The organism is Comamonas sp. 26, from assembly GCF_002754475.1.
In the GTDB taxonomy this organism is placed as follows: Bacteria; Pseudomonadota; Gammaproteobacteria; order Burkholderiales; family Burkholderiaceae_C; genus Comamonas.
The window spans coordinates 1-23,791 of the sequence record NZ_PEFL01000003.1; the positions used below are offsets into that span (position 1 = coordinate 1).

Genomic DNA, 23,791 nt, shown 5'->3' on the forward strand with positions numbered 1-23,791 from the left:
GGAGGATGACGGGATCGAACCGACGACCCCCTGCTTGCAAAGCAGGTGCTCTCCCAGCTGAGCTAATCCCCAGGATCCTCTTGCACTGGCATTGGAATCTTGGTGGGTCTAGTTGGGCTCGAACCAACGACCCCTGCGTTATCAACACAGTGCTCTAACCAGCTGAGCTACAGACCCATTCCTCAACACAACAAGCAAGTTTCCTTGCCTATCAAGCTTTGGCTTGTTCCAACAACCGATAAGTGTGGACGTTCATTTAAAGCAGCATTTTTCCAGAAAGGAGGTGATCCAGCCGCACCTTCCGATACGGCTACCTTGTTACGACTTCACCCCAGTCACGAACCCCGCCGTGGTAAGCGCCCTCCTTGCGGTTAGGCTACCTACTTCTGGCGAGACCCGCTCCCATGGTGTGACGGCGGTGGTACAAGACCCGGGAACGTATTCACCGTGACATTCTGATCCACGATTACTAGCGATTCCGACTTCACGCAGTCGAGTTGCAGACTGCGATCCGGACTACGACTGGCTTTATGGATTAGCTCCCCTCGCGGGTTGGCAACCCTTTGTACCAGCCATTGTATGACGTGTGTAGCCCACCTATAAGGGCCATGAGGACTTGACGTCATCCCCACCTTCCTCCGGTTTGTCACCGGCAGTCCCATTAGAGTGCTCAACTGAATGTAGCAACTAATGGCAAGGGTTGCGCTCGTTGCGGGACTTAACCCAACATCTCACGACACGAGCTGACGACAGCCATGCAGCACCTGTGTTACGGTTCTCTTTCGAGCACGAAACCATCTCTGGTAACTTCCGTACATGTCAAAGGTGGGTAAGGTTTTTCGCGTTGCATCGAATTAAACCACATCATCCACCGCTTGTGCGGGTCCCCGTCAATTCCTTTGAGTTTCAACCTTGCGGCCGTACTCCCCAGGCGGTCAACTTCACGCGTTAGCTTCGTTACTGAGTCAGTTAAGACCCAACAACCAGTTGACATCGTTTAGGGCGTGGACTACCAGGGTATCTAATCCTGTTTGCTCCCCACGCTTTCGTGCATGAGCGTCAGTACAGGTCCAGGGATTGCCTTCGCCATCGGTGTTCCTCCGCATATCTACGCATTTCACTGCTACACGCGGAATTCCATCCCCCTCTACCGTACTCTAGCCATGCAGTCACAAAGGCCGTTCCCAGGTTGAGCCCGGGATTTCACCTCTGTCTTACATAACCGCCTGCGCACGCTTTACGCCCAGTAATTCCGATTAACGCTTGCACCCTACGTATTACCGCGGCTGCTGGCACGTAGTTAGCCGGTGCTTATTCTTACGGTACCGTCATGACTCCGGGATATTAGCCCAGAGCTTTTCGTTCCGTACAAAAGCAGTTTACAACCCGAGGGCCTTCATCCTGCACGCGGCATTGCTGGATCAGGCTTTCGCCCATTGTCCAAAATTCCCCACTGCTGCCTCCCGTAGGAGTCTGGACCGTGTCTCAGTTCCAGTGTGGCTGGTCGTCCTCTCAGACCAGCTACAGATCGTTGGCTTGGTGAGCCTTTACCCCACCAACTACCTAATCTGCCATCAGCCGCTCTAGTAGCACAAGGTCTTGCGATCCCCTGCTTTCATCCGTAGATCTCATGCGGTATTAGCTACTCTTTCGAGTAGTTATCCCCCACTACTAGGCACGTTCCGATGTATTACTCACCCGTTCGCCACTCGTCAGCATCCGAAGACCTGTTACCGTTCGACTTGCATGTGTAAAGCATGCCGCCAGCGTTCAATCTGAGCCAGGATCAAACTCTATAGTTCGATCTTGAATTTAAAGTCTTTCGACTGCTCACTCACTTGACGGAATCAAGAAGAATAAATTCTTCAATAATTACTGTTTTTGTGAGCGCTTGATACTCCGAAGAGTTTTGTTCCGAAGAACTGGCTGCTTGCCATCAAACGCCCACGCTTATCGGCTGTATTTTTTTAAGGAACCGAGAACTCAAAACCGGCAGAACCACTTTTGAATTTCGTTGCTTGCTGTGATCAGCGAAGCCTTAGATTTTAGCACTGTTTTGCAGCACTTTAAAAACGTTTTTGCGTTTTCTTCTCACCCCTCTTTCGAAGAGAGAGAAGAAAACGCCTGGCGTGAGCCAGGCGTTTTGGCGTAAGAGCCTGACGATGACCTACTTTCACACGGGAACCCGCACTATCATCGGCGCTAAGTCGTTTCACGGTCCTGTTCGGGATGGGAAGGAGTGGTACCAACTTGCTATGGTCATCAGGCATAAACTTTTTGTCAGATTGATCGCTCTTCGATTAACTTCTTAATCAAAGCTCACTTTCAATCCAACGAATTCATAGAGTCTCGATCAGCTTATTCGATTGCGCCTTTTTGGCATAACTTGAATGATCACTTGCATGATTCATTCTGTCTTTTCATTTCTGAGCTAAACCCAAAGTTATAGGGTCAAGCCGCTCGGGCAATTAGTACTGGTTAGCTTAACGCATTACTGCGCTTCCACACCCAGCCTATCAACGTCGTGGTCTACAACGACCCTTCAGGGGGCTCAAGGCCCCGGCAGATCTCATCTTGAAACGAGTTTCCCGCTTAGATGCTTTCAGCGGTTATCTCTTCCACACTTAGCTACCCTGCGATGCCACTGGCGTGACAACAGGTACACCAGAGGTGTGTCCACTCCGGTCCTCTCGTACTAGGAGCAGGCTTCCTCAAATCTGCAGCGCCCACGGAAGATAGGGACCAAACTGTCTCACGACGTTTTAAACCCAGCTCACGTACCTCTTTAAATGGCGAACAGCCATACCCTTGGGACCGACTACAGCCCCAGGATGAGATGAGCCGACATCGAGGTGCCAAACACCGCCGTCGATATGAACTCTTGGGCGGTATCAGCCTGTTATCCCCAGAGTACCTTTTATCCGTTGAGCGATGGCCCTTCCATACAGAACCACCGGATCACTATGTCCTGCTTTCGCATCTGCTCGACTTGTCAGTCTCGCAGTTAAGCACGCTTATGCCATTGCACTATCGTCACGATGTCCGACCGTAACTAGCGTACCTTCGAACTCCTCCGTTACGCTTTGGGAGGAGACCGCCCCAGTCAAACTGCCTACCATGCACTGTCCCCGATCCAGATAATGGACCAAGGTTAGAACCTCAAACGCACCAGGGTGGTATTTCAACGTTGGCTCCATGTGATCTAGCGACCACACTTCAAAGCCTCCCACCTATCCTACACAGATCCGTTCAAAGTCCAATACAAAGCTACAGTAAAGGTTCATGGGGTCTTTCCGTCTTTCCGCGGGGAGATTGCATCATCACAAACATTTCAACTTCGCTGAGTCTCAGGAGGAGACAGTGTGGCCATCGTTACGCCATTCGTGCAGGTCGGAACTTACCCGACAAGGAATTTCGCTACCTTAGGACCGTTATAGTTACGGCCGCCGTTTACTGGGACTTCAATCAAGAGCTTGCACCCCATCATTTAATCTTCCAGCACCGGGCAGGCGTCACACCCTATACGTCCACTTTCGTGTTTGCAGAGTGCTGTGTTTTTATTAAACAGTCGCAGCCACCAATTTTTTGCAACCCCTTTTAGCTCCGTTTGTTCAACTTCACTGACTTGGGGTACACCTTCTCCCGAAGTTACGGTGTTAATTTGCCGAGTTCCTTCTCCTGAGTTCTCTCAAGCGCCTTAGAATACTCATCTCGCGCACCAGTGTCGGTTTGCGGTACGGTCGTCAATAGCTGAAGCTTAGTGGCTTTTCCTGGAAGCAGGGTATCACTCACTTCGTCTGCAAGCAGACTCGTTATCACCCCTCATCTTAGCCCGGCGGATTTGCCTACCAGGCATGACTACAGGCTTGAACCAACATATCCAACAGTTGGCTGAGCTAACCTTCTCCGTCCCCACATCGCACTATTGATCGGTACAGGAATATTGACCTGTTTCCCATCAGCTACGCATCTCTGCCTCGCCTTAGGGGCCGACTCACCCTACGCCGATGAACGTTGCGTAGGAAACCTTGCGCTTACGGCGAGGGGGCTTTTCACCCCTTTAACGCTACTCATGTCAGCATTCGCACTTCTGATACCTCCAGCATCCGTCTCCAGACACCTTCACAGGCTTACAGAACGCTCTCCTACCACGTGCCATAAATGACACATCCGCAGCTTCGGTAACTGGCTTAGCCCCGTTACATCTTCCGCGCAGGACGACTCGATCAGTGAGCTATTACGCTTTCTTTAAATGATGGCTGCTTCTAAGCCAACATCCTGACTGTTTTAGCCTTCCCACTTCGTTTCCCACTTAGCCAATTTTAGGGACCTTAGCTGGCGGTCTGGGTTGTTTCCCTCTTGAGTCCGGACGTTAGCACCCGGTGCTCTGTCTCCCAAGCTGTACTCGTCGGTATTCGGAGTTTGCATAGGTTTGGTAAGTCGCCATGACCCCTAGCCTAAACAGTGCTCTACCCCGACGGTAATACTTGAGGCACTACCTAAATAGTTTTCGGAGAGAACCAGCTATTTCCAAGTTTGTTTAGCCTTTCACCCCTATCCACAGCTCATCCCCTAATTTTGCAACATTAGTGGGTTCGGACCTCCAGTACCTGTTACGGCACCTTCATCCTGGCCATGGATAGATCACTTGGTTTCGGGTCTACACCCAGCGACTGATCGCCCTATTCGGACTCGATTTCTCTGCGCCTCCCCTATTCGGTTAAGCTTGCCACTGAATGTAAGTCGCTGACCCATTATACAAAAGGTACGCCGTCACCCCTTACGAGGCTCCGACTTTTTGTAAGCATACGGTTTCAGGATCTATTTCACTCCCCTCCCGGGGTTCTTTTCGCCTTTCCCTCACGGTACTGGTTCACTATCGGTCGATGATGAGTATTTAGCCTTAGAGGATGGTCCCCTATATTCAGACAGGGTTTCTCGTGCCCCGCCCTACTTGTCTGCAGCCTAGTACCACCGATCGGTTTTCACATACGGGACTATCACCCACTATGGTTGGCCTTTCCATGCCATTTTGTTAACCGGTCGACTATCACTGCAAGGCTCTTCCGAATTCGCTCGCCACTACTATCGGAATCTCGGTTGATGTCTTTTCCTCTGGGTACTTAGATGTTTCAGTTCTCCAGGTTCGCTTCGCATGACTATGTATTCATCATGCGATACCTCTTGCGAGGTGGGTTCCCCCATTCAGAAATCTCCGGATCAAAGCTTATTTGCCAGCTCCCCGAAGCTTATCGCAGGCTATCACGTCTTTCGTCGCCTATCATCGCCAAGGCATCCACCATATGCTCTTAGTCACTTGACCCTATAACTTTGACGTCTCTTGCGAAACACAAAGCTCTAGATTTCAAAGACTGGTGAGGTCTTGCACCTCACGCGTTATGCCGTAATGTGAATATCTTTGGCTGTATCTTTCGATACAGCTTAGAGAATATTCGTCATTACTAAATATCTTTGCTTTCGCAAAATATTTGTTTTGACGCAATCAAAAAGTTGCTGATGGCACGGTGCACAAACCTTGGTTTGCGCTTTCCACCAGCAACGCTGATTTCGACTCTATGAATTTTTAAAGAACAGCCTATTGATCAAAGATCAATATAAAAGCAGTCTGCTTCAGACTGCTTTTATATTGAATTTCTGTTTTCTTGCTTCTCAACCTCATGCCTTGCAACATCTGCTGAGCCAACGATTATAGCACCTTCAGGCGCTATCATTTTTAAACTTGGTGGAGGATGACGGGATCGAACCGACGACCCCCTGCTTGCAAAGCAGGTGCTCTCCCAGCTGAGCTAATCCCCCAGGATCCTCTTGCACTGGCATTGGAATCTTGGTGGGTCTAGTTGGGCTCGAACCAACGACCCCTGCGTTATCAACACAGTGCTCTAACCAGCTGAGCTACAGACCCATTCCTCAACACAACAAGCAAGTTTCCTTGCCTATCAAGCTTTGGCTTGTTCCAACAACCGATAAGTGTGGACGTTCAATTTAAAGCAGCATTTTTCCAGAAAGGAGGTGATCCAGCCGCACCTTCCGATACGGCTACCTTGTTACGACTTCACCCCAGTCACGAACCCCGCCGTGGTAAGCGCCCTCCTTGCGGTTAGGCTACCTACTTCTGGCGAGACCCGCTCCCATGGTGTGACGGGCGGTGTGTACAAGACCCGGGAACGTATTCACCGTGACATTCTGATCCACGATTACTAGCGATTCCGACTTCACGCAGTCGAGTTGCAGACTGCGATCCGGACTACGACTGGCTTTATGGGATTAGCTCCCCCTCGCGGGTTGGCAACCCTTTGTACCAGCCATTGTATGACGTGTGTAGCCCCACCTATAAGGGCCATGAGGACTTGACGTCATCCCCACCTTCCTCCGGTTTGTCACCGGCAGTCCCATTAGAGTGCTCAACTGAATGTAGCAACTAATGGCAAGGGTTGCGCTCGTTGCGGGACTTAACCCAACATCTCACGACACGAGCTGACGACAGCCATGCAGCACCTGTGTTACGGTTCTCTTTCGAGCACGAAACCATCTCTGGTAACTTCCGTACATGTCAAAGGTGGGTAAGGTTTTTCGCGTTGCATCGAATTAAACCACATCATCCACCGCTTGTGCGGGTCCCCGTCAATTCCTTTGAGTTTCAACCTTGCGGCCGTACTCCCCAGGCGGTCAACTTCACGCGTTAGCTTCGTTACTGAGTCAGTTAAGACCCAACAACCAGTTGACATCGTTTAGGGCGTGGACTACCAGGGTATCTAATCCTGTTTGCTCCCCACGCTTTCGTGCATGAGCGTCAGTACAGGTCCAGGGGATTGCCTTCGCCATCGGTGTTCCTCCGCATATCTACGCATTTCACTGCTACACGCGGAATTCCATCCCCCTCTACCGTACTCTAGCCATGCAGTCACAAAGGCCGTTCCCAGGTTGAGCCCGGGGATTTCACCTCTGTCTTACATAACCGCCTGCGCACGCTTTACGCCCAGTAATTCCGATTAACGCTTGCACCCTACGTATTACCGCGGCTGCTGGCACGTAGTTAGCCGGTGCTTATTCTTACGGTACCGTCATGACTCCGGGATATTAGCCCAGAGCTTTTCGTTCCGTACAAAAGCAGTTTACAACCCGAGGGCCTTCATCCTGCACGCGGCATTGCTGGATCAGGCTTTCGCCCATTGTCCAAAATTCCCCACTGCTGCCTCCCGTAGGAGTCTGGACCGTGTCTCAGTTCCAGTGTGGCTGGTCGTCCTCTCAGACCAGCTACAGATCGTTGGCTTGGTGAGCCTTTACCCCACCAACTACCTAATCTGCCATCAGCCGCTCTAGTAGCACAAGGTCTTGCGATCCCCTGCTTTCATCCGTAGATCTCATGCGGTATTAGCTACTCTTTCGAGTAGTTATCCCCCACTACTAGGCACGTTCCGATGTATTACTCACCCGTTCGCCACTCGTCAGCATCCGAAGACCTGTTACCGTTCGACTTGCATGTGTAAAGCATGCCGCCAGCGTTCAATCTGAGCCAGGATCAAACTCTATAGTTCGATCTTGAATTTAAAGTCTTTCGACTGCTCACTCACTTGACGGAATCAAGAAGAATAAATTCTTCAATAATTACTGTTTTTGTGAGCGCTTGATACTCCGAAGAGTTTTGTTCCGAAGAACTGGCTGCTTGCCATCAAACGCCCACGCTTATCGGCTGTATTTTTTTAAGGAACCGAGAACTCAAAACCGGCAGAACCACTTTTGAATTTCGTTGCTTGCTGTGATCAGCGAAGCCTTAGATTTTAGCACTGTTTTGCAGCACTTTAAAAACGTTTTTGCGTTTTCTTCTCACCCCTCTTTCGAAGAGAGAGAAGAAAACGCCTGGCGTGAGCCAGGCGTTTTGGCGTAAGAGCCTGACGATGACCTACTTTCACACGGGAACCCGCACTATCATCGGCGCTAAGTCGTTTCACGGTCCTGTTCGGGATGGGAAGGAGTGGTACCAACTTGCTATGGTCATCAGGCATAAACTTTTTGTCAGATTGATCGCTCTTCGATTAACTTCTTAATCAAAGCTCACTTTCAATCCAACGAATTCATAGAGTCTCGATCAGCTTATTCGATTGCGCCTTTTTGGCATAACTTGAATGATCACTTGCATGATTCATTCTGTCTTTTCATTTCTGAGCTAAACCCAAAGTTATAGGGTCAAGCCGCTCGGGCAATTAGTACTGGTTAGCTTAACGCATTACTGCGCTTCCACACCCAGCCTATCAACGTCGTGGTCTACAACGACCCTTCAGGGGGCTCAAGGCCCCGGCAGATCTCATCTTGAAACGAGTTTCCCGCTTAGATGCTTTCAGCGGTTATCTCTTCCACACTTAGCTACCCTGCGATGCCACTGGCGTGACAACAGGTACACCAGAGGTGTGTCCACTCCGGTCCTCTCGTACTAGGAGCAGGCTTCCTCAAATCTGCAGCGCCCACGGAAGATAGGGACCAAACTGTCTCACGACGTTTTAAACCCAGCTCACGTACCTCTTTAAATGGCGAACAGCCATACCCTTGGGACCGACTACAGCCCCAGGATGAGATGAGCCGACATCGAGGTGCCAAACACCGCCGTCGATATGAACTCTTGGGCGGTATCAGCCTGTTATCCCCAGAGTACCTTTTATCCGTTGAGCGATGGCCCTTCCATACAGAACCACCGGATCACTATGTCCTGCTTTCGCATCTGCTCGACTTGTCAGTCTCGCAGTTAAGCACGCTTATGCCATTGCACTATCGTCACGATGTCCGACCGTAACTAGCGTACCTTCGAACTCCTCCGTTACGCTTTGGGAGGAGACCGCCCCAGTCAAACTGCCTACCATGCACTGTCCCCGATCCAGATAATGGACCAAGGTTAGAACCTCAAACGCACCAGGGTGGTATTTCAACGTTGGCTCCATGTGATCTAGCGACCACACTTCAAAGCCTCCCACCTATCCTACACAGATCCGTTCAAAGTCCAATACAAAGCTACAGTAAAGGTTCATGGGGTCTTTCCGTCTTTCCGCGGGGAGATTGCATCATCACAAACATTTCAACTTCGCTGAGTCTCAGGAGGAGACAGTGTGGCCATCGTTACGCCATTCGTGCAGGTCGGAACTTACCCGACAAGGAATTTCGCTACCTTAGGACCGTTATAGTTACGGCCGCCGTTTACTGGGACTTCAATCAAGAGCTTGCACCCCATCATTTAATCTTCCAGCACCGGGCAGGCGTCACACCCTATACGTCCACTTTCGTGTTTGCAGAGTGCTGTGTTTTTATTAAACAGTCGCAGCCACCAATTTTTTGCAACCCCTTTTAGCTCCGTTTGTTCAACTTCACTGACTTGGGGTACACCTTCTCCCGAAGTTACGGTGTTAATTTGCCGAGTTCCTTCTCCTGAGTTCTCTCAAGCGCCTTAGAATACTCATCTCGCGCACCAGTGTCGGTTTGCGGTACGGTCGTCAATAGCTGAAGCTTAGTGGCTTTTCCTGGAAGCAGGGTATCACTCACTTCGTCTGCAAGCAGACTCGTTATCACCCCTCATCTTAGCCCGGCGGATTTGCCTACCAGGCATGACTACAGGCTTGAACCAACATATCCAACAGTTGGCTGAGCTAACCTTCTCCGTCCCCACATCGCACTATTGATCGGTACAGGAATATTGACCTGTTTCCCATCAGCTACGCATCTCTGCCTCGCCTTAGGGGCCGACTCACCCTACGCCGATGAACGTTGCGTAGGAAACCTTGCGCTTACGGCGAGGGGGCTTTTCACCCCCTTTAACGCTACTCATGTCAGCATTCGCACTTCTGATACCTCCAGCATCCGTCTCCAGACACCTTCACAGGCTTACAGAACGCTCTCCTACCACGTGCCATAAATGACACATCCGCAGCTTCGGTAACTGGCTTAGCCCCGTTACATCTTCCGCGCAGGACGACTCGATCAGTGAGCTATTACGCTTTCTTTAAATGATGGCTGCTTCTAAGCCAACATCCTGACTGTTTTAGCCTTCCCACTTCGTTTCCCACTTAGCCAATTTTAGGGACCTTAGCTGGCGGTCTGGGTTGTTTCCCTCTTGAGTCCGGACGTTAGCACCCGGTGCTCTGTCTCCCAAGCTGTACTCGTCGGTATTCGGAGTTTGCATAGGTTTGGTAAGTCGCCATGACCCCCTAGCCTAAACAGTGCTCTACCCCCGACGGTAATACTTGAGGCACTACCTAAATAGTTTTCGGAGAGAACCAGCTATTTCCAAGTTTGTTTAGCCTTTCACCCCTATCCACAGCTCATCCCCTAATTTTGCAACATTAGTGGGTTCGGACCTCCAGTACCTGTTACGGCACCTTCATCCTGGCCATGGATAGATCACTTGGTTTCGGGTCTACACCCAGCGACTGATCGCCCTATTCGGACTCGATTTCTCTGCGCCTCCCCTATTCGGTTAAGCTTGCCACTGAATGTAAGTCGCTGACCCATTATACAAAAGGTACGCCGTCACCCCTTACGAGGCTCCGACTTTTTGTAAGCATACGGTTTCAGGATCTATTTCACTCCCCTCCCGGGGTTCTTTTCGCCTTTCCCTCACGGTACTGGTTCACTATCGGTCGATGATGAGTATTTAGCCTTAGAGGATGGTCCCCCTATATTCAGACAGGGTTTCTCGTGCCCCGCCCTACTTGTCTGCAGCCTAGTACCACCGATCGGTTTTCACATACGGGACTATCACCCACTATGGTTGGCCTTTCCATGCCATTTTGTTAACCGGTCGACTATCACTGCAAGGCTCTTCCGAATTCGCTCGCCACTACTATCGGAATCTCGGTTGATGTCTTTTCCTCTGGGTACTTAGATGTTTCAGTTCTCCAGGTTCGCTTCGCATGACTATGTATTCATCATGCGATACCTCTTGCGAGGTGGGTTCCCCCATTCAGAAATCTCCGGATCAAAGCTTATTTGCCAGCTCCCCGAAGCTTATCGCAGGCTATCACGTCTTTCGTCGCCTATCATCGCCAAGGCATCCACCATATGCTCTTAGTCACTTGACCCTATAACTTTGACGTCTCTTGCGAAACACAAAGCTCTAGATTTCAAAGACTGGTGAGGTCTTGCACCTCACGCGTTATGCCGTAATGTGAATATCTTTGGCTGTATCTTTCGATACAGCTTAGAGAATATTCGTCATTACTAAATATCTTTGCTTTCGCAAAATATTTGTTTTGACGCAATCAAAAAGTTGCTGATGGCACGGTGCACAAACCTTGGTTTGCGCTTTCCACCAGCAACGCTGATTTCGACTCTATGAATTTTTAAAGAACAGCCTATTGATCAAAGATCAATATAAAAGCAGTCTGCTTCAGACTGCTTTTATATTGAATTTCTGTTTTCTTGCTTCTCAACCTCATGCCTTGCAACATCTGCTGAGCCAACGATTATAGCACCTTCAGGCGCTATCATTTTTAAACTTGGTGGAGGATGACGGGATCGAACCGACGACCCCCTGCTTGCAAAGCAGGTGCTCTCCCAGCTGAGCTAATCCCCCAGGATCCTCTTGCACTGGCATTGGAATCTTGGTGGGTCTAGTTGGGCTCGAACCAACGACCCCTGCGTTATCAACACAGTGCTCTAACCAGCTGAGCTACAGACCCATTCCTCAACACAACAAGCAAGTTTCCTTGCCTATCAAGCTTTGGCTTGTTCCAACAACCGATAAGTGTGGACGTTCAATTTAAAGCAGCATTTTTCCAGAAAGGAGGTGATCCAGCCGCACCTTCCGATACGGCTACCTTGTTACGACTTCACCCCAGTCACGAACCCCGCCGTGGTAAGCGCCCTCCTTGCGGTTAGGCTACCTACTTCTGGCGAGACCCGCTCCCATGGTGTGACGGGCGGTGTGTACAAGACCCGGGAACGTATTCACCGTGACATTCTGATCCACGATTACTAGCGATTCCGACTTCACGCAGTCGAGTTGCAGACTGCGATCCGGACTACGACTGGCTTTATGGGATTAGCTCCCCCTCGCGGGTTGGCAACCCTTTGTACCAGCCATTGTATGACGTGTGTAGCCCCACCTATAAGGGCCATGAGGACTTGACGTCATCCCCACCTTCCTCCGGTTTGTCACCGGCAGTCCCATTAGAGTGCTCAACTGAATGTAGCAACTAATGGCAAGGGTTGCGCTCGTTGCGGGACTTAACCCAACATCTCACGACACGAGCTGACGACAGCCATGCAGCACCTGTGTTACGGTTCTCTTTCGAGCACGAAACCATCTCTGGTAACTTCCGTACATGTCAAAGGTGGGTAAGGTTTTTCGCGTTGCATCGAATTAAACCACATCATCCACCGCTTGTGCGGGTCCCCGTCAATTCCTTTGAGTTTCAACCTTGCGGCCGTACTCCCCAGGCGGTCAACTTCACGCGTTAGCTTCGTTACTGAGTCAGTTAAGACCCAACAACCAGTTGACATCGTTTAGGGCGTGGACTACCAGGGTATCTAATCCTGTTTGCTCCCCACGCTTTCGTGCATGAGCGTCAGTACAGGTCCAGGGGATTGCCTTCGCCATCGGTGTTCCTCCGCATATCTACGCATTTCACTGCTACACGCGGAATTCCATCCCCCTCTACCGTACTCTAGCCATGCAGTCACAAAGGCCGTTCCCAGGTTGAGCCCGGGGATTTCACCTCTGTCTTACATAACCGCCTGCGCACGCTTTACGCCCAGTAATTCCGATTAACGCTTGCACCCTACGTATTACCGCGGCTGCTGGCACGTAGTTAGCCGGTGCTTATTCTTACGGTACCGTCATGACTCCGGGATATTAGCCCAGAGCTTTTCGTTCCGTACAAAAGCAGTTTACAACCCGAGGGCCTTCATCCTGCACGCGGCATTGCTGGATCAGGCTTTCGCCCATTGTCCAAAATTCCCCACTGCTGCCTCCCGTAGGAGTCTGGACCGTGTCTCAGTTCCAGTGTGGCTGGTCGTCCTCTCAGACCAGCTACAGATCGTTGGCTTGGTGAGCCTTTACCCCACCAACTACCTAATCTGCCATCAGCCGCTCTAGTAGCACAAGGTCTTGCGATCCCCTGCTTTCATCCGTAGATCTCATGCGGTATTAGCTACTCTTTCGAGTAGTTATCCCCCACTACTAGGCACGTTCCGATGTATTACTCACCCGTTCGCCACTCGTCAGCATCCGAAGACCTGTTACCGTTCGACTTGCATGTGTAAAGCATGCCGCCAGCGTTCAATCTGAGCCAGGATCAAACTCTATAGTTCGATCTTGAATTTAAAGTCTTTCGACTGCTCACTCACTTGACGGAATCAAGAAGAATAAATTCTTCAATAATTACTGTTTTTGTGAGCGCTTGATACTCCGAAGAGTTTTGTTCCGAAGAACTGGCTGCTTGCCATCAAACGCCCACGCTTATCGGCTGTATTTTTTTAAGGAACCGAGAACTCAAAACCGGCAGAACCACTTTTGAATTTCGTTGCTTGCTGTGATCAGCGAAGCCTTGAATTGTAGCACAACTTTCAGCATTTCAATTTCTTGATTTACCTCGAGAAAACCAAGTGATCTCGTTCAGTGCAGCCTTGCATTGTACACAGAAATTTAAGCACTTCGCAACCCGCACCAAGACAATCGAAAAAGAAGCCAGACAGGCCTTGGCCTGTCTGGCTTCTTTTTTCTTACAAGGACAGGGCCGCAGATTCCAAGGCATCGACAAACAGTGCTGCGACATCACAGCCTGTCTGGTCAAAGATCTCCTGGAAGCAGGTAGGACTGGTCACATTGATCTCGGTGACGTTATGGCCGATGACATCCAGACCAATGAGTAGCAAGCCACGCTTGACCAGTTCTGCACCGATGAACTCTGCAATGGCTTTGTCTTGTTTAGCCAAGGGCTGAGCCACGCCCTTACCGCCTGCAGCCAGGTTACCGCGCACTTCATTACCTTGAGGGATGCGAGCCAGACAGAAGGGGACAGGCTTCCCGCCAATAATGAGGATTCGCTTGTCGCCATGAACGATGTCGGGCAGGAACTTCTGCACCATGACACTGATTGCACCGCCCTGATTCAGGGTTTCGATAATGCTGCCCAGGTTGCGGCCATCTTCACCGACGCGGAAGATACCCATGCCACCCATGCCATCAAGTGGCTTGAGGATGATGTCTTTGTGCTCTTCATGGAACGCACGGATGTCCTGAGCGCTGCGTGTAACCAAGGTGGGCGAGATGAACTGCGCAAATTCCATGATGGCGAGCTTTTCAGGGTGCTCGCGCAGGGAACTGGGCTTGTTGAAGACCTTGGCACCTTCACGCTCGGCTTGGCTGAGCATGTGCGTGGCATAGAAGAACTCGGAATCAAAAGGAGGATCCTTGCGCATGACGATGGCACCAAAGTCAGCCAGGTTCACCGCTTTGCAGGCTGTTTCATCAAACCAAGCATCCTTATTACCGGTCAGCGAGATGTAGCGCACCTGCGCTTTTACCTTGCCACCGCTTTGCCAAGAAATGTGCTTGGGCTCGCAGACCACGATCTGGTGACCACGGCGCTGGGCCTCGCGCATCATGGCAAAGGTGGAGTCTTTGTAGATAACAAAGGATTCCAGCGGATCGGCAACAAACAGTATTTGCATGGTAATGAACTCTATCGGTAGATATAGGCATCATGCCCACCCGGGCATAACACCACAAAGGGCAGCAGATGATCAAACCGCCCGAGCTCGGAAGCTCTGGACGAACAAAGCCAGACTACCAGCAACCACGCCCCAGAATGCCGAGCCCACGCCGCCAATGACTACGCCGCTAAGCGTAACGAGGAAGGTGATGAGCGCTGCCTCCCGATGTTTTTCATCTTTGAAAGCGGTCGCCATACCGCCACCAATGGAGCCCAGCAGGGCCAAGCCCGCAATGCAGGCGACCAACTCTTTAGGAAAGGCCGTCAGCAACCCGGTGACGATGGCACCAAAGATACCTATCAATATATATAGCAGGCCGCACACAGCTGCAGCGGTGTAGCGCTTGTTTCTATCCTCATGGGCCTCATCACCCATACAGATAGCAGCAGTAATGGCGCTCAGGTTCAAAGCATAGCCGCCAAACGGCGCCAGCAGCAAGGTCGCCACGCCCGTGGTGCTGATGATGCGAGACACAGGAATTGGATAGCCTGTGGCACGGATTACCGCTACACCCGGCAGATTCTGAGAAGCCATGGTCACCACAAACAGGGGCAAGGCTAGGCTGATGAGCGCCTGCAGCGAGAACTCGGGAGCCGTATAAACCGGAATCGCCAGCCCAGCATGCACGGCCGACCACTGCATTTGCCCCCGCAGTGCGGCCCAGAGCGTGCCAACCAGCAAGGTAATGATGACGGCGTAGCGCGGAACCATGCGACGCGACAGCAGATAGGCCAGCAGCATGACCAGCACCAGAGGCAGATTGCTCTCTGCCGCTGAGAAGGCCTGCATGCCGAACTTGGCCAGCACCCCGGCCAGCAGGGCTGAGGCAATTTCCATAGGGATGCGGTTCATGATGCGCTCGAACCAACCAGTCACGCCCACCAAAATGATGAGCGCCGCGCTGACGATAAAGGCTCCGATGGCCTCGCCCATAGAGAAACCACCCGCCAGACCGGCCGTAGCCAATACCGCCGCACCCGGCGTGGACCATGCCACCATGACGGGCATACGCAAAATAAGCGAGGGCACCAGCGAGCAAAGCCCCATGCCCAGACCCAGCGCCCAGATCCAGGAGGTGATTTGCTCAGGCGTGGCATGAAAAGCCTGCGCCGCCTGAAACACCAGAGCCACAGAGCTGGTAAAACCGACCAGAACCGCCACAAAGCCTGCGGCAACAGCGGCAGGACTCAAGTCTTTGAAAAAGCGCATCTGCGCATTCTGGCATCAGGTCGGCCAGATTTTCTGCCGCATGTGCGACGACAGATGCAGCTCAAACGCACCACTATTAAATGAGTAGCTGCTAGCGCTTATATATAAAGCGCTAAAGCACTATTTGAGTCAAAGTTCTTACAGCTCGATCTTGGAGCCCAGCTCCACCACCGAATTGCTGGGCAGGTGCAAAAAGTCTGCAACACGGCTGGCGTTGCGGTGCATCTGGGCAAACAGCTTCTCCCTCCAGTGGGCCATGGAGTTGTTCATGCGCGGAATGATCACATCACGCGACAGGAAGTAGCTGGTGGACATAGGGTCCAGCAAACAACCCTGGGTACGCAGCTGCGCCAGCGCGGCGGGTACATCGGGCTCATTCTTGAAGCCATAGTGAATCATGACTTCCCAGCAGTCGCCTCCCAGCGACTCGGACTCCACCCGTTTATCCAGACCTACCCATGGCACCTCATGATTGCGCACGGTCACAAAGAGATTGCGCTCATGCAGCACCTTGTTGTGCTTGAGGTTGTGCAGCAGCGCATGGGGCACCGTGCCCGGCTCGCCCGAGAGGAACACCGCCGTGCCCGGTACGCGCGTGGGCGGATGACGCCAAGTGGATTCCAGAAAATTGCGCAAATTCAGCGCGTCGGCCTGCAGCTTCTGATGCAGCAGGTCACGGCCACGGCGCCAGGTCATCATCAGCGTAAAGACCGTGCCACCAATAAGCAGTGGGAACCAGCCGCCTTCAAACAGCTTGAGCAGGTTGGAAGCAAAGAAAGCCAAGTCCACCAAGAAGAAGAAACCAGTGCTCAGCAGGCACAGAGCCAGCGGGTAGTTCCAGCGATAGCGAATCACGAAGAAGGTCAGCATGGTGGTGATCAGCATGTCCAGCGTCACCGCAATACCGTAGGCCGCGGCCAGATTGCCACTGCTTCTGAACAACAGCACGGCCAGCGCAATCGCCACAAACAGACCCCAGTTGACCAGCGGCATATAGATCTGACCGGTTTCCTTCACGCTGGTGTGGCGTACCTCAAAGCGCGGAAAATAACCCAGTTGAATGACCTGGCGGGTCACGCTGAAGGCACCAGTAATCAGCGCCTGCGAGGCAATCACGGTGGCCATGGTGGCCATGATGACCAGCGGCAGCAGAGCCCAGCTGGGTGCCATCATGAAAAACGGGTTCTTCACGGCCTCTGGGTTGGCCAGCAGCAGCGCACCCTGGCCAAAGTAGTTCAACGTCAGCGCCGGCATGGCGATGCTGAACCAGGCTAGGCGAATCGGTTTTTTGCCAAAGTGCCCCAGGTCGGCATACAGCGCTTCCGCACCGGTCACGCAGAGCACCACGGCGCCCAGAATGATGAAGCTGGTGCCGGGGTTGTTCCAGATGAACAGTACGGCGTAGTGTGGGCTCAGGCCCGCCAAAATTTCAGGGTGGCCCATGATCTGGCGCACGCCCAGCAAGGCGATACAGGCAAACCAGGCGACCGTGATGGGGCCAAAGAACTTGCCAATGCCTGCCGTACCGCGCTTTTGCACAAAGAACAGCAGAAACAAAATCACCAGCGTCAGCGGAATCACCGCCTTGGTGAAATGCGGCGAGATGACCTCCAGCCCCTCAACCGCCGAGAGCACGGAGATTGCCGGGGTGATCACCCCATCGCCATAAAACAGCGAGGTACCGAACATGCCCACCAGAAACAGCGCGCTAGAGAGGCGCGGCTTGTCTTTGACGGTCTGCGATGCCAGAGCCAGCATGGCCACCAGCCCCCCTCGCCGTTGTTATCGGCGCGCAGCACCAGAACCACATATTTGAGAGAGACGATGACCGTCAGCGTCCAGAACAGTACCGAGAGCACGCCGTAGACGTTGGCCGGTGTAAAAGGCACATGGCCTGAGCCGAAAACCTCCTTAACCGAGTACAAAACACTGGTGCCAATGTCTCCATAGACAACACCAATTGCACCCAAGGTCAGGGCGCCTAGCGAGGATTTCGAATTTTGCACAGGTCAGGAAGCGACTCGTAAGGCAGTCACCGAGTGATGAAATTGACGGCATTGTGCGCTGTCCCGCGCACATGCGATATCAGTCGTAGATTTCTGCGTCAGGATTAGTGGCTTCCAGCTCATAGCTCGCCGCCAACATGGCCAAACGTGCTACCACGCCATACATATAGAAGCGATTAGGTGCGCTGGCACCAGGGCGCATGCCCGCCTGAGGCAGGTGATTGCTCTGCTGGAAGGCCAGCGGCACATAGCCGGCACCGGGGGCATTGAGGTTTTCGTCCTCACCGCGCTCAGGGTGCATGCGGTAGAAGCCGCCCACCACATAGCGATCCATCATGTAGACCACGGGCTCGGCCACGGCATTGTGCATGCGCTCATAGGTCAGCACGCCTTCCTGCACGATGACGTCATGCACGGTCTGGCCGTCTTTAATGATGCCCATCTTGTTGCGGCTCTTGCGCGGCAGTGCAGCCAGCTCCTTGGCATCACGCACGGTCATCACGCCCATGCCGTAGGTGCCGTTGTCGGCCTTGACCACGGCAAACGGCTTTTCCTTGATGCCGTATTCCTTGTACTTGCGGCGCACCTTGGAGAGGATCACATCGACCTGATCGGCCAGCGCGTCCATACCCGTGCCTTCGGCAAAGTCGATATTCTCCACCTGACCAAACAGCGGGTTGATCAGCCACGGATCAATCCCCAGCAGCTTGCCAAAGCGCTTGCCGACTTCTTCATAGCTCTGAAAATGGCGGCTCTTGCGGCGCACATTCCAGCCTGCATGCAAAGGTGGCAGCAGATATTGCTCGTACAGCTCTTCGACAATCCCGGGAACGCCTGTGGACAAATCGTTGTTCAGCAGGATGGTGCAGGGGTCGAAATCCTTGAGGCCCAGACGGCGCTTGCTACGAATCACCGGCTCTAGCTGAATCACATCACCCAATGGCAAAGTGATGGACAGTGTCTTCTTGATCTCTGGGCTGATGGAGCCAATGCGCACATTGAGACCCGCCATGGAGAAGATGCGCTTGAGCTGCAGCACGCTGGCCAGATAGTGGGTGTTGCGCGTGTGGTTCTCAGGAATGATGAGCAGATTGCGCGCTTCAGGACATATCTTTTCGATAGCAGCCATCGCAGCCTGTACGGCCAGCGGCAGCATTTCATCGGTGAGATTGTTCCAGCCACCCGGAAACAGGTTGGTGTCCACCGGTGCCAGCTTGAAACCCGCATTACGAATGTCCACCGAGCAATAGAACGGTGGCGTGTGCTCCATCCATTCAAGGCGGAACCAACGCTCGATGGCAGGCATTGAATCGAGAACGCGCTGCTCAAGTTCGTTAATGGGGCCGGTCAAAGCCGTGACAAGATGTGGAACCATAAATACCCTCAGGAGACGGTGGTGGGGTGCGATTGTAGAGATTGGAGCATGAGATAGGTGTTTTCCCTAGTTTTTTGTCTCAGCGACGCCAGAAAGCCGGCGTCAGCAAAGCCATAAAACTCAGGATCTCAAGCCGCCCCAGCAGCATGGCTAGAGTACACACCCAGATCTGGAAATCAGTCAACACCGTGTAGTTGGATGCCGGCCCAATCGCCCCAAGTCCTGGCCCCATGCAATGCACACTGGCCAGAACAGCAGAAAAAGCAGTCAGAGGATCAAGGTCCGTCAGCAGCAACACCATGCTCAACACAATGACCGTGGCGCCATAGACAAGCATGTAGGCCAGCACCGAAAAAATCATCGGGTTATCCACCACTGCATCGCCCAAGCGCACGGGTTGCACAGCGCGCGGATGCACAAGGCGCGTCATTTCGCGCCTGGCCTGCTTGACCAGAATCAGCATGCGCACCATCTTGATGCCGCCGCCAGTCGAACCCGCGCTGGTGGCCACCCCGGAGAGCAGCAGCAGTAGTACCGGAATGAAAACCGGCCAGGAAAGATAGTCTGTGGTGGAAAAGCCCGTGGTGGTGGCCACCGAGACGGTGTGGAACATGCCAAAGCGCAGTGCATCCAGCGGGCCGTACACGCCCTTGACCCAGAGCAGCAGCGCCACCAGCAGACCCGCCCCCACCAGCACGCCAATCGTGGCGCGCATTTCGGGGTCACGCATAAAGCTGTCTAGCCGCCCCTTGCGCATGGCCACAAAGTACAGCGCAAAGTTGCAGCTGGCCAGCAGCATGAACAGCAGCGCAGCGGCCTCCAGCAGGGGCGAATTGAAATAGGCAAAGCTGCTGTCGTGCGAGGACAAGCCACCCAGACTTACCGTGGCAAACATATGCATCAGCGCATCGAGCGGCCGCATGCCACAGACCCAGAAGGCAAGAAAGCAGCCGATGGAGAACAGCGCGTACACGCCCCACAGGCCCTTGGCGGTTTCGGTAATGCGCGGGGTGAGCTTGGTATCTTTAACGGGGCCAGCCGCCTCAGCGCGAAACAGTTGCGCCCCTCCAACACCCAGCAGCGGGAGAATGGCCACAGCCAGAATCAGAATCCCCATGCCGCCCATCCACTGCATGAAAGTACGCCACACATTGATGGATACCGGCAGTTGATCCAGCCCGTTGAGAATGGTCGCCCCGGTTGTCGTCAGGCCAGAAACTGCTTCAAAATAGGCATGGGTAAAGCTGATGGAGATACCCACCCGGCTCAGCCCCATCATCAGCGGAACCATGGCGCACAGCGGCAACACCACCCACACCAGCGTCACCAGAATCACACCATGGCGCGGCTGCAAGTCCTGCTTGTAGCGATGCAGACCGCCCCACAGCAGCAGGCCCACGCTCACGGTCAGGCCAATCGCCCAGGGGTAGATGCGCCAGATGCCATCCTGCATGAACCATGAGACGCCAAAAGGCAGGAGCATGGAAGCGGCAAACATGATCATCAACATGCCCAGCACGCGCAGGACAGGAAGCAGGTCTTTCATGGGAGCAGCTTAGAAAAAGGTAGCGCTGACGCGGAACAGGTTTTCCACGTTGCGCACCAGCCGCTTGTTAGGCAGGAAGAACACCACATGGTCGCCGGATTCGATCACCGTATTGCTGCGCGGAATGATGACCTCGGTCGCCAGCGGCAAACCCGCAACCTCTTCACAGGTCTTGCCTTCGGGGATGCCGCGCACGATAAGACCGATGTGCACATCCTCAGGCAGGCGCAGCTCTTCCACCTTGCGGCCCACCACACGCGAGCTTTTCCGGTCGCCGCGCGCCACAATTTCCAGCGCCTCGGCCACGCCGCGGCGCAGGCTGTGCACGGCCTGTACATCGCCACGGCGCACATAGGCCAGAAACTCGCCCAGCATGGCCTGCGCAGGGGACAGCGCAATATCAATCTGCGTGCCATGCATCAGATCGGCATAGGCACGACGGTTGATGAGCGACAGCACCCGGCGCGCACCCATGCGTTTGGCCAGCAGGCTGGACATGATGTTGTCCTCATCGTCGTCTGTCAGCGCCAGAAACAGGTCCACCTCTTCGATGCCCTCTTCCTCCAGCAGGTCCTCATCTGTGGCATCACCCTCCAGCACCAGCACTTCGGCAGGCAGGGCGGACGCAAGGCTCAGGCATTGCTGCGCATTGTGTTCGATGATCTTGACGTGAAAGCGCCCTGGCGTCTGCGCCAGCTTCTTGGCCAGACGCAGGCTGAGCTGACCGCCACCCGCAATCATGATGCGATAGACCGGACGGCTCGGACGCCCCTCTGGCAGGTTGATGGCTTTCAGTGCCTCCGGCACATGCACGGTGGCAGCCAACATGAAGACTTCATCGCCGGGCTCAATGCGCGTATTGCCATCACAGCGCACAAAGCGGTCCGGCTCATCCATAAAACGGCGGTAGATGGCAACGATGCGCATGGCCAGCGCAGGCATACGTTCACGCACCTGAGCAATCTGCAAGCCCACCGCTGGCGCGCCAGCCCGGGCGCGCACCGACGCCAGCGCTGCACGGCCACCCGCAAAGGAGCGCACCTGCATGGCTTCGGGGTACTCAATAAGCTTGCTGATGTAGTTGGTGACGGATTCTTCAGGGCAGATGATGCGGTCTACCGCAAAGCCATCTTTGCCCAGTACAGGGTCATCGACCGCAAAGCTCGAGGAGCGCACCCGCGCAATGCGGGTGGGAATATCAAACATGGCCTGCGCAATCTTGCAGCAGACCAGGTTGGTCTCATCCATGGACGCACAGGCGATGAGCAAGTCCGTATCTTTGGCCCCCGCCTCGGCCAGCACTTGCGGGTCAATGCCATTGCCGACCACGCCACGCAGATCAAAGCGCGACTCCAGATCACGCAAGGCGCGTGCATTGGTGTCGATGACAGTGATTCCGTTTTGCTCGGAAACCAGACTTTCGGCCACACTTTGACCTACGCGCCCGGCACCCAGAATAATGATTTTCATGGTGTTATGGAGAGGGGAACCCAAGCTGCGGTATCAATTCAACGCTGGAGAAGGCCGCTGATGGCCTCCCCCGGCAGGCAGTCTTCAGCCGCGGACTTCGCCGTCGCCCAAGACCACGTATTTGAGCGACGTCAGGCCTTCAATGCCCACAGGACCACGCGCATGGAACTTGTCGGTGCTGATGCCGATTTCGGCCCCCAGACCGTACTCAAAGCCATCGGCAAAGCGGGTGCTGGTGTTGACCATGACGCTGGACGAGTCCACCTCGCGCAAAAATTTCTGCGCATGCTGATGATTGGTCGTCAGTATGGACTCGGTATGGTGGCTGGAGTATTTGTTGATGTGGGCGATGGCCTCATCCACGCCATCCACCAGCTTCACGCTGATGATGGGAGCCAGATATTCCTCGTACCAGTCTTGCTCGGCGGCTTCGGCCAGCTTGGCATCCTTGACCGATTGCAAAATGGCCAGTGCCTCGGCATCACAGCGCATTTCCACACCCTTGGCGGCAAAGACAGCGCCAATCAGGGGCAAAAATTCAGCGGCCACGGCGCGCGCCACCAGCAGACTTTCGCTGGCGTTGCAGGGGCTGTACTTGCTGGTCTTGGCGTTATCGGCCACTTTCACCGCCATGGCGATGTCGCAGGGGTCGTCCACATAGGTATGGCAGTTTCCATCCAGATGCTTGATGACAGGCACCTTGGCTTCGCGACTGATGCGCTCGATCAGGCCCTTGCCACCACGGGGGATGATGACATCGACATAGTCAGGCATGGCAATCAGCTGACCCACGGCATCGCGGTCGGTCGTGCCAACCAGCTGCACGCCGTTTTCAGGCAGACCTGCCTCAGCCAGCGCCTGGGCCACCAGCTTGGCCAGCGCCTTGTTGGACTCGATGGCCTCGGAGCCGCCACGCAAGATGCAGGCATTGCCGCTCTTGATAGACAGGCTGGCCGCTTCAATCGTCACATTGGGGCGGCTTTCGTAAATCATGCCGAACACGCCGATGGGCACACGCATCTGACCGACACGAATACCGCTGGGCATCTGCTTGAGGCCGCTGATCTCGCCAATCGCATCGGGCATGGCTGCCAGCTGCTCGCAGCCTTCGGCGCAGGTCTCCAGAACCTTGGGGGTCAGGCGCAGTCTATCGACCATGGGAGCGGCCAGGCCATTGGCCACAGCACGCTCCAGATCCTTGGCGTTGTCGATCTGCAGCGGCTCGACATGCGCGCGCAGCAGGCGGGCAAGCGCCTTGAGTGCTTTGTTTTTAGTAGCTGCAGACGCACTAGCCATCAGCGCAGAGGCAGCTTTTGCCTGTACGCCAAGGTGATGCATGTATTCGACGGTGTTGAGCGCGTTCATATGTTGATTTTCGCCGAGTTGCGGGCTTTGCGCAGACAAGCCCATGCAAGAGCGTATTTATCTCGCAACCGCCACCTACACTGGGCAGCAAAATTGCAAGGA

6 protein-coding genes, 5 tRNA genes, 7 rRNA genes and 1 pseudogene are annotated in these 23,791 nt (G+C 53.8%); all 19 read right to left on the reverse strand.

Annotated elements, in window-relative coordinates:
* Positions 1-100: 100 nt before the first annotated feature.
* Positions 101-177 (reverse strand) — tRNA-Ile (locus CLU84_RS18195).
* 99 nt (positions 178-276) lie between these two features.
* Positions 277-1,802: ribosomal RNA gene (locus CLU84_RS18200) — 16S ribosomal RNA — on the reverse strand.
* Positions 1,803-2,154: 352 nt separating this feature from the next.
* Positions 2,155-2,267, reverse strand: a 5S ribosomal RNA gene (gene rrf, locus CLU84_RS18205).
* 180 nt (positions 2,268-2,447) lie between these two features.
* Positions 2,448-5,323 (reverse strand): 23S ribosomal RNA (locus CLU84_RS18210).
* A gap of 418 nt (positions 5,324-5,741) precedes the next feature.
* Positions 5,742-5,817: transfer RNA gene (locus CLU84_RS18215), tRNA-Ala, on the reverse strand.
* 29 nt (positions 5,818-5,846) lie between these two features.
* Positions 5,847-5,923, reverse strand: a tRNA-Ile gene (locus CLU84_RS18220).
* A gap of 100 nt (positions 5,924-6,023) precedes the next feature.
* Positions 6,024-7,556: ribosomal RNA gene (locus CLU84_RS18225) — 16S ribosomal RNA — on the reverse strand.
* Positions 7,557-7,908: 352 nt separating this feature from the next.
* Positions 7,909-8,021, reverse strand: a 5S ribosomal RNA gene (gene rrf / locus CLU84_RS18230).
* A 180-nt stretch (positions 8,022-8,201) separates the two neighbouring features.
* A 23S ribosomal RNA gene (locus tag CLU84_RS18235) occupies positions 8,202-11,081 on the reverse strand.
* A 418-nt stretch (positions 11,082-11,499) separates the two neighbouring features.
* A tRNA-Ala gene (locus CLU84_RS18240) sits at positions 11,500-11,575 on the reverse strand.
* Positions 11,576-11,604: 29 nt separating this feature from the next.
* Positions 11,605-11,681 (reverse strand) — tRNA-Ile (locus CLU84_RS18245).
* 100 nt (positions 11,682-11,781) lie between these two features.
* Positions 11,782-13,314: ribosomal RNA gene (locus CLU84_RS18250) — 16S ribosomal RNA — on the reverse strand.
* The 16S, 23S and 5S rRNA genes sit together here with 5 tRNA genes alongside, the layout of an rRNA operon.
* 411 nt (positions 13,315-13,725) lie before the next feature.
* A complete protein-coding gene (gene gshB, locus CLU84_RS18255) occupies positions 13,726-14,676 on the reverse strand; it encodes a glutathione synthase (protein ID WP_099739139.1) in 951 nt (316 codons plus the stop codon).
* A 72-nt stretch (positions 14,677-14,748) separates the two neighbouring features.
* Complete coding sequence (locus CLU84_RS18260; protein ID WP_099739141.1) at positions 14,749-15,927, reverse strand: benzoate/H(+) symporter BenE family transporter; 1,179 nt, start codon at positions 15,925-15,927, stop codon at positions 14,749-14,751.
* 138 nt (positions 15,928-16,065) lie between these two features.
* Positions 16,066-17,933 (reverse strand): annotated as a pseudogene (locus CLU84_RS18265) (potassium transporter Kup).
* A 79-nt stretch (positions 17,934-18,012) separates the two neighbouring features.
* The gene (gshA, locus tag CLU84_RS18270) at positions 18,013-19,308 is read right to left on the reverse strand and encodes a glutamate--cysteine ligase (protein WP_099739143.1); all 1,296 of its coding nucleotides are present in this window, start codon (positions 19,306-19,308) and stop codon (positions 18,013-18,015) included.
* Between the two features lie 79 nt (positions 19,309-19,387).
* Complete coding sequence (locus CLU84_RS18275) at positions 19,388-20,854, reverse strand: TrkH family potassium uptake protein (RefSeq protein ID WP_099739145.1); 1,467 nt, start codon at positions 20,852-20,854, stop codon at positions 19,388-19,390.
* Positions 20,855-20,863: 9 nt separating this feature from the next.
* Positions 20,864-22,324, reverse strand: a complete 1,461-nt coding sequence (gene trkA / locus CLU84_RS18280) for a Trk system potassium transporter TrkA (protein ID WP_099739147.1) — start codon at positions 22,322-22,324, stop codon at positions 20,864-20,866.
* Positions 22,325-22,408: 84 nt separating this feature from the next.
* Positions 22,409-23,689, reverse strand: a complete 1,281-nt coding sequence (locus CLU84_RS18285) for a glutamate-5-semialdehyde dehydrogenase (protein WP_233210304.1) — start codon at positions 23,687-23,689, stop codon at positions 22,409-22,411.
* Positions 23,690-23,791: the final 102 nt, after the last annotated feature.

Coding starts and splice junctions, on each gene's coding strand:
- gshB (WP_099739139.1), bottom strand. CDS start 14,676: ATGCAAATACTGTTTGTTGCCGATCCGCTGGAATCCTTTGTTATCTAC.
- CLU84_RS18260 (WP_099739141.1), bottom strand. CDS start 15,927: ATGCGCTTTTTCAAAGACTTGAGTCCTGCCGCTGTTGCCGCAGGCTTT.
- gshA (WP_099739143.1), bottom strand. CDS start 19,308: ATGGTTCCACATCTTGTCACGGCTTTGACCGGCCCCATTAACGAACTT.
- CLU84_RS18275 (WP_099739145.1), bottom strand. CDS start 20,854: ATGAAAGACCTGCTTCCTGTCCTGCGCGTGCTGGGCATGTTGATGATC.
- trkA (WP_099739147.1), bottom strand. CDS start 22,324: ATGAAAATCATTATTCTGGGTGCCGGGCGCGTAGGTCAAAGTGTGGCC.
- CLU84_RS18285 (WP_233210304.1), bottom strand. CDS start 23,689: ATGAACGCGCTCAACACCGTCGAATACATGCATCACCTTGGCGTACAG.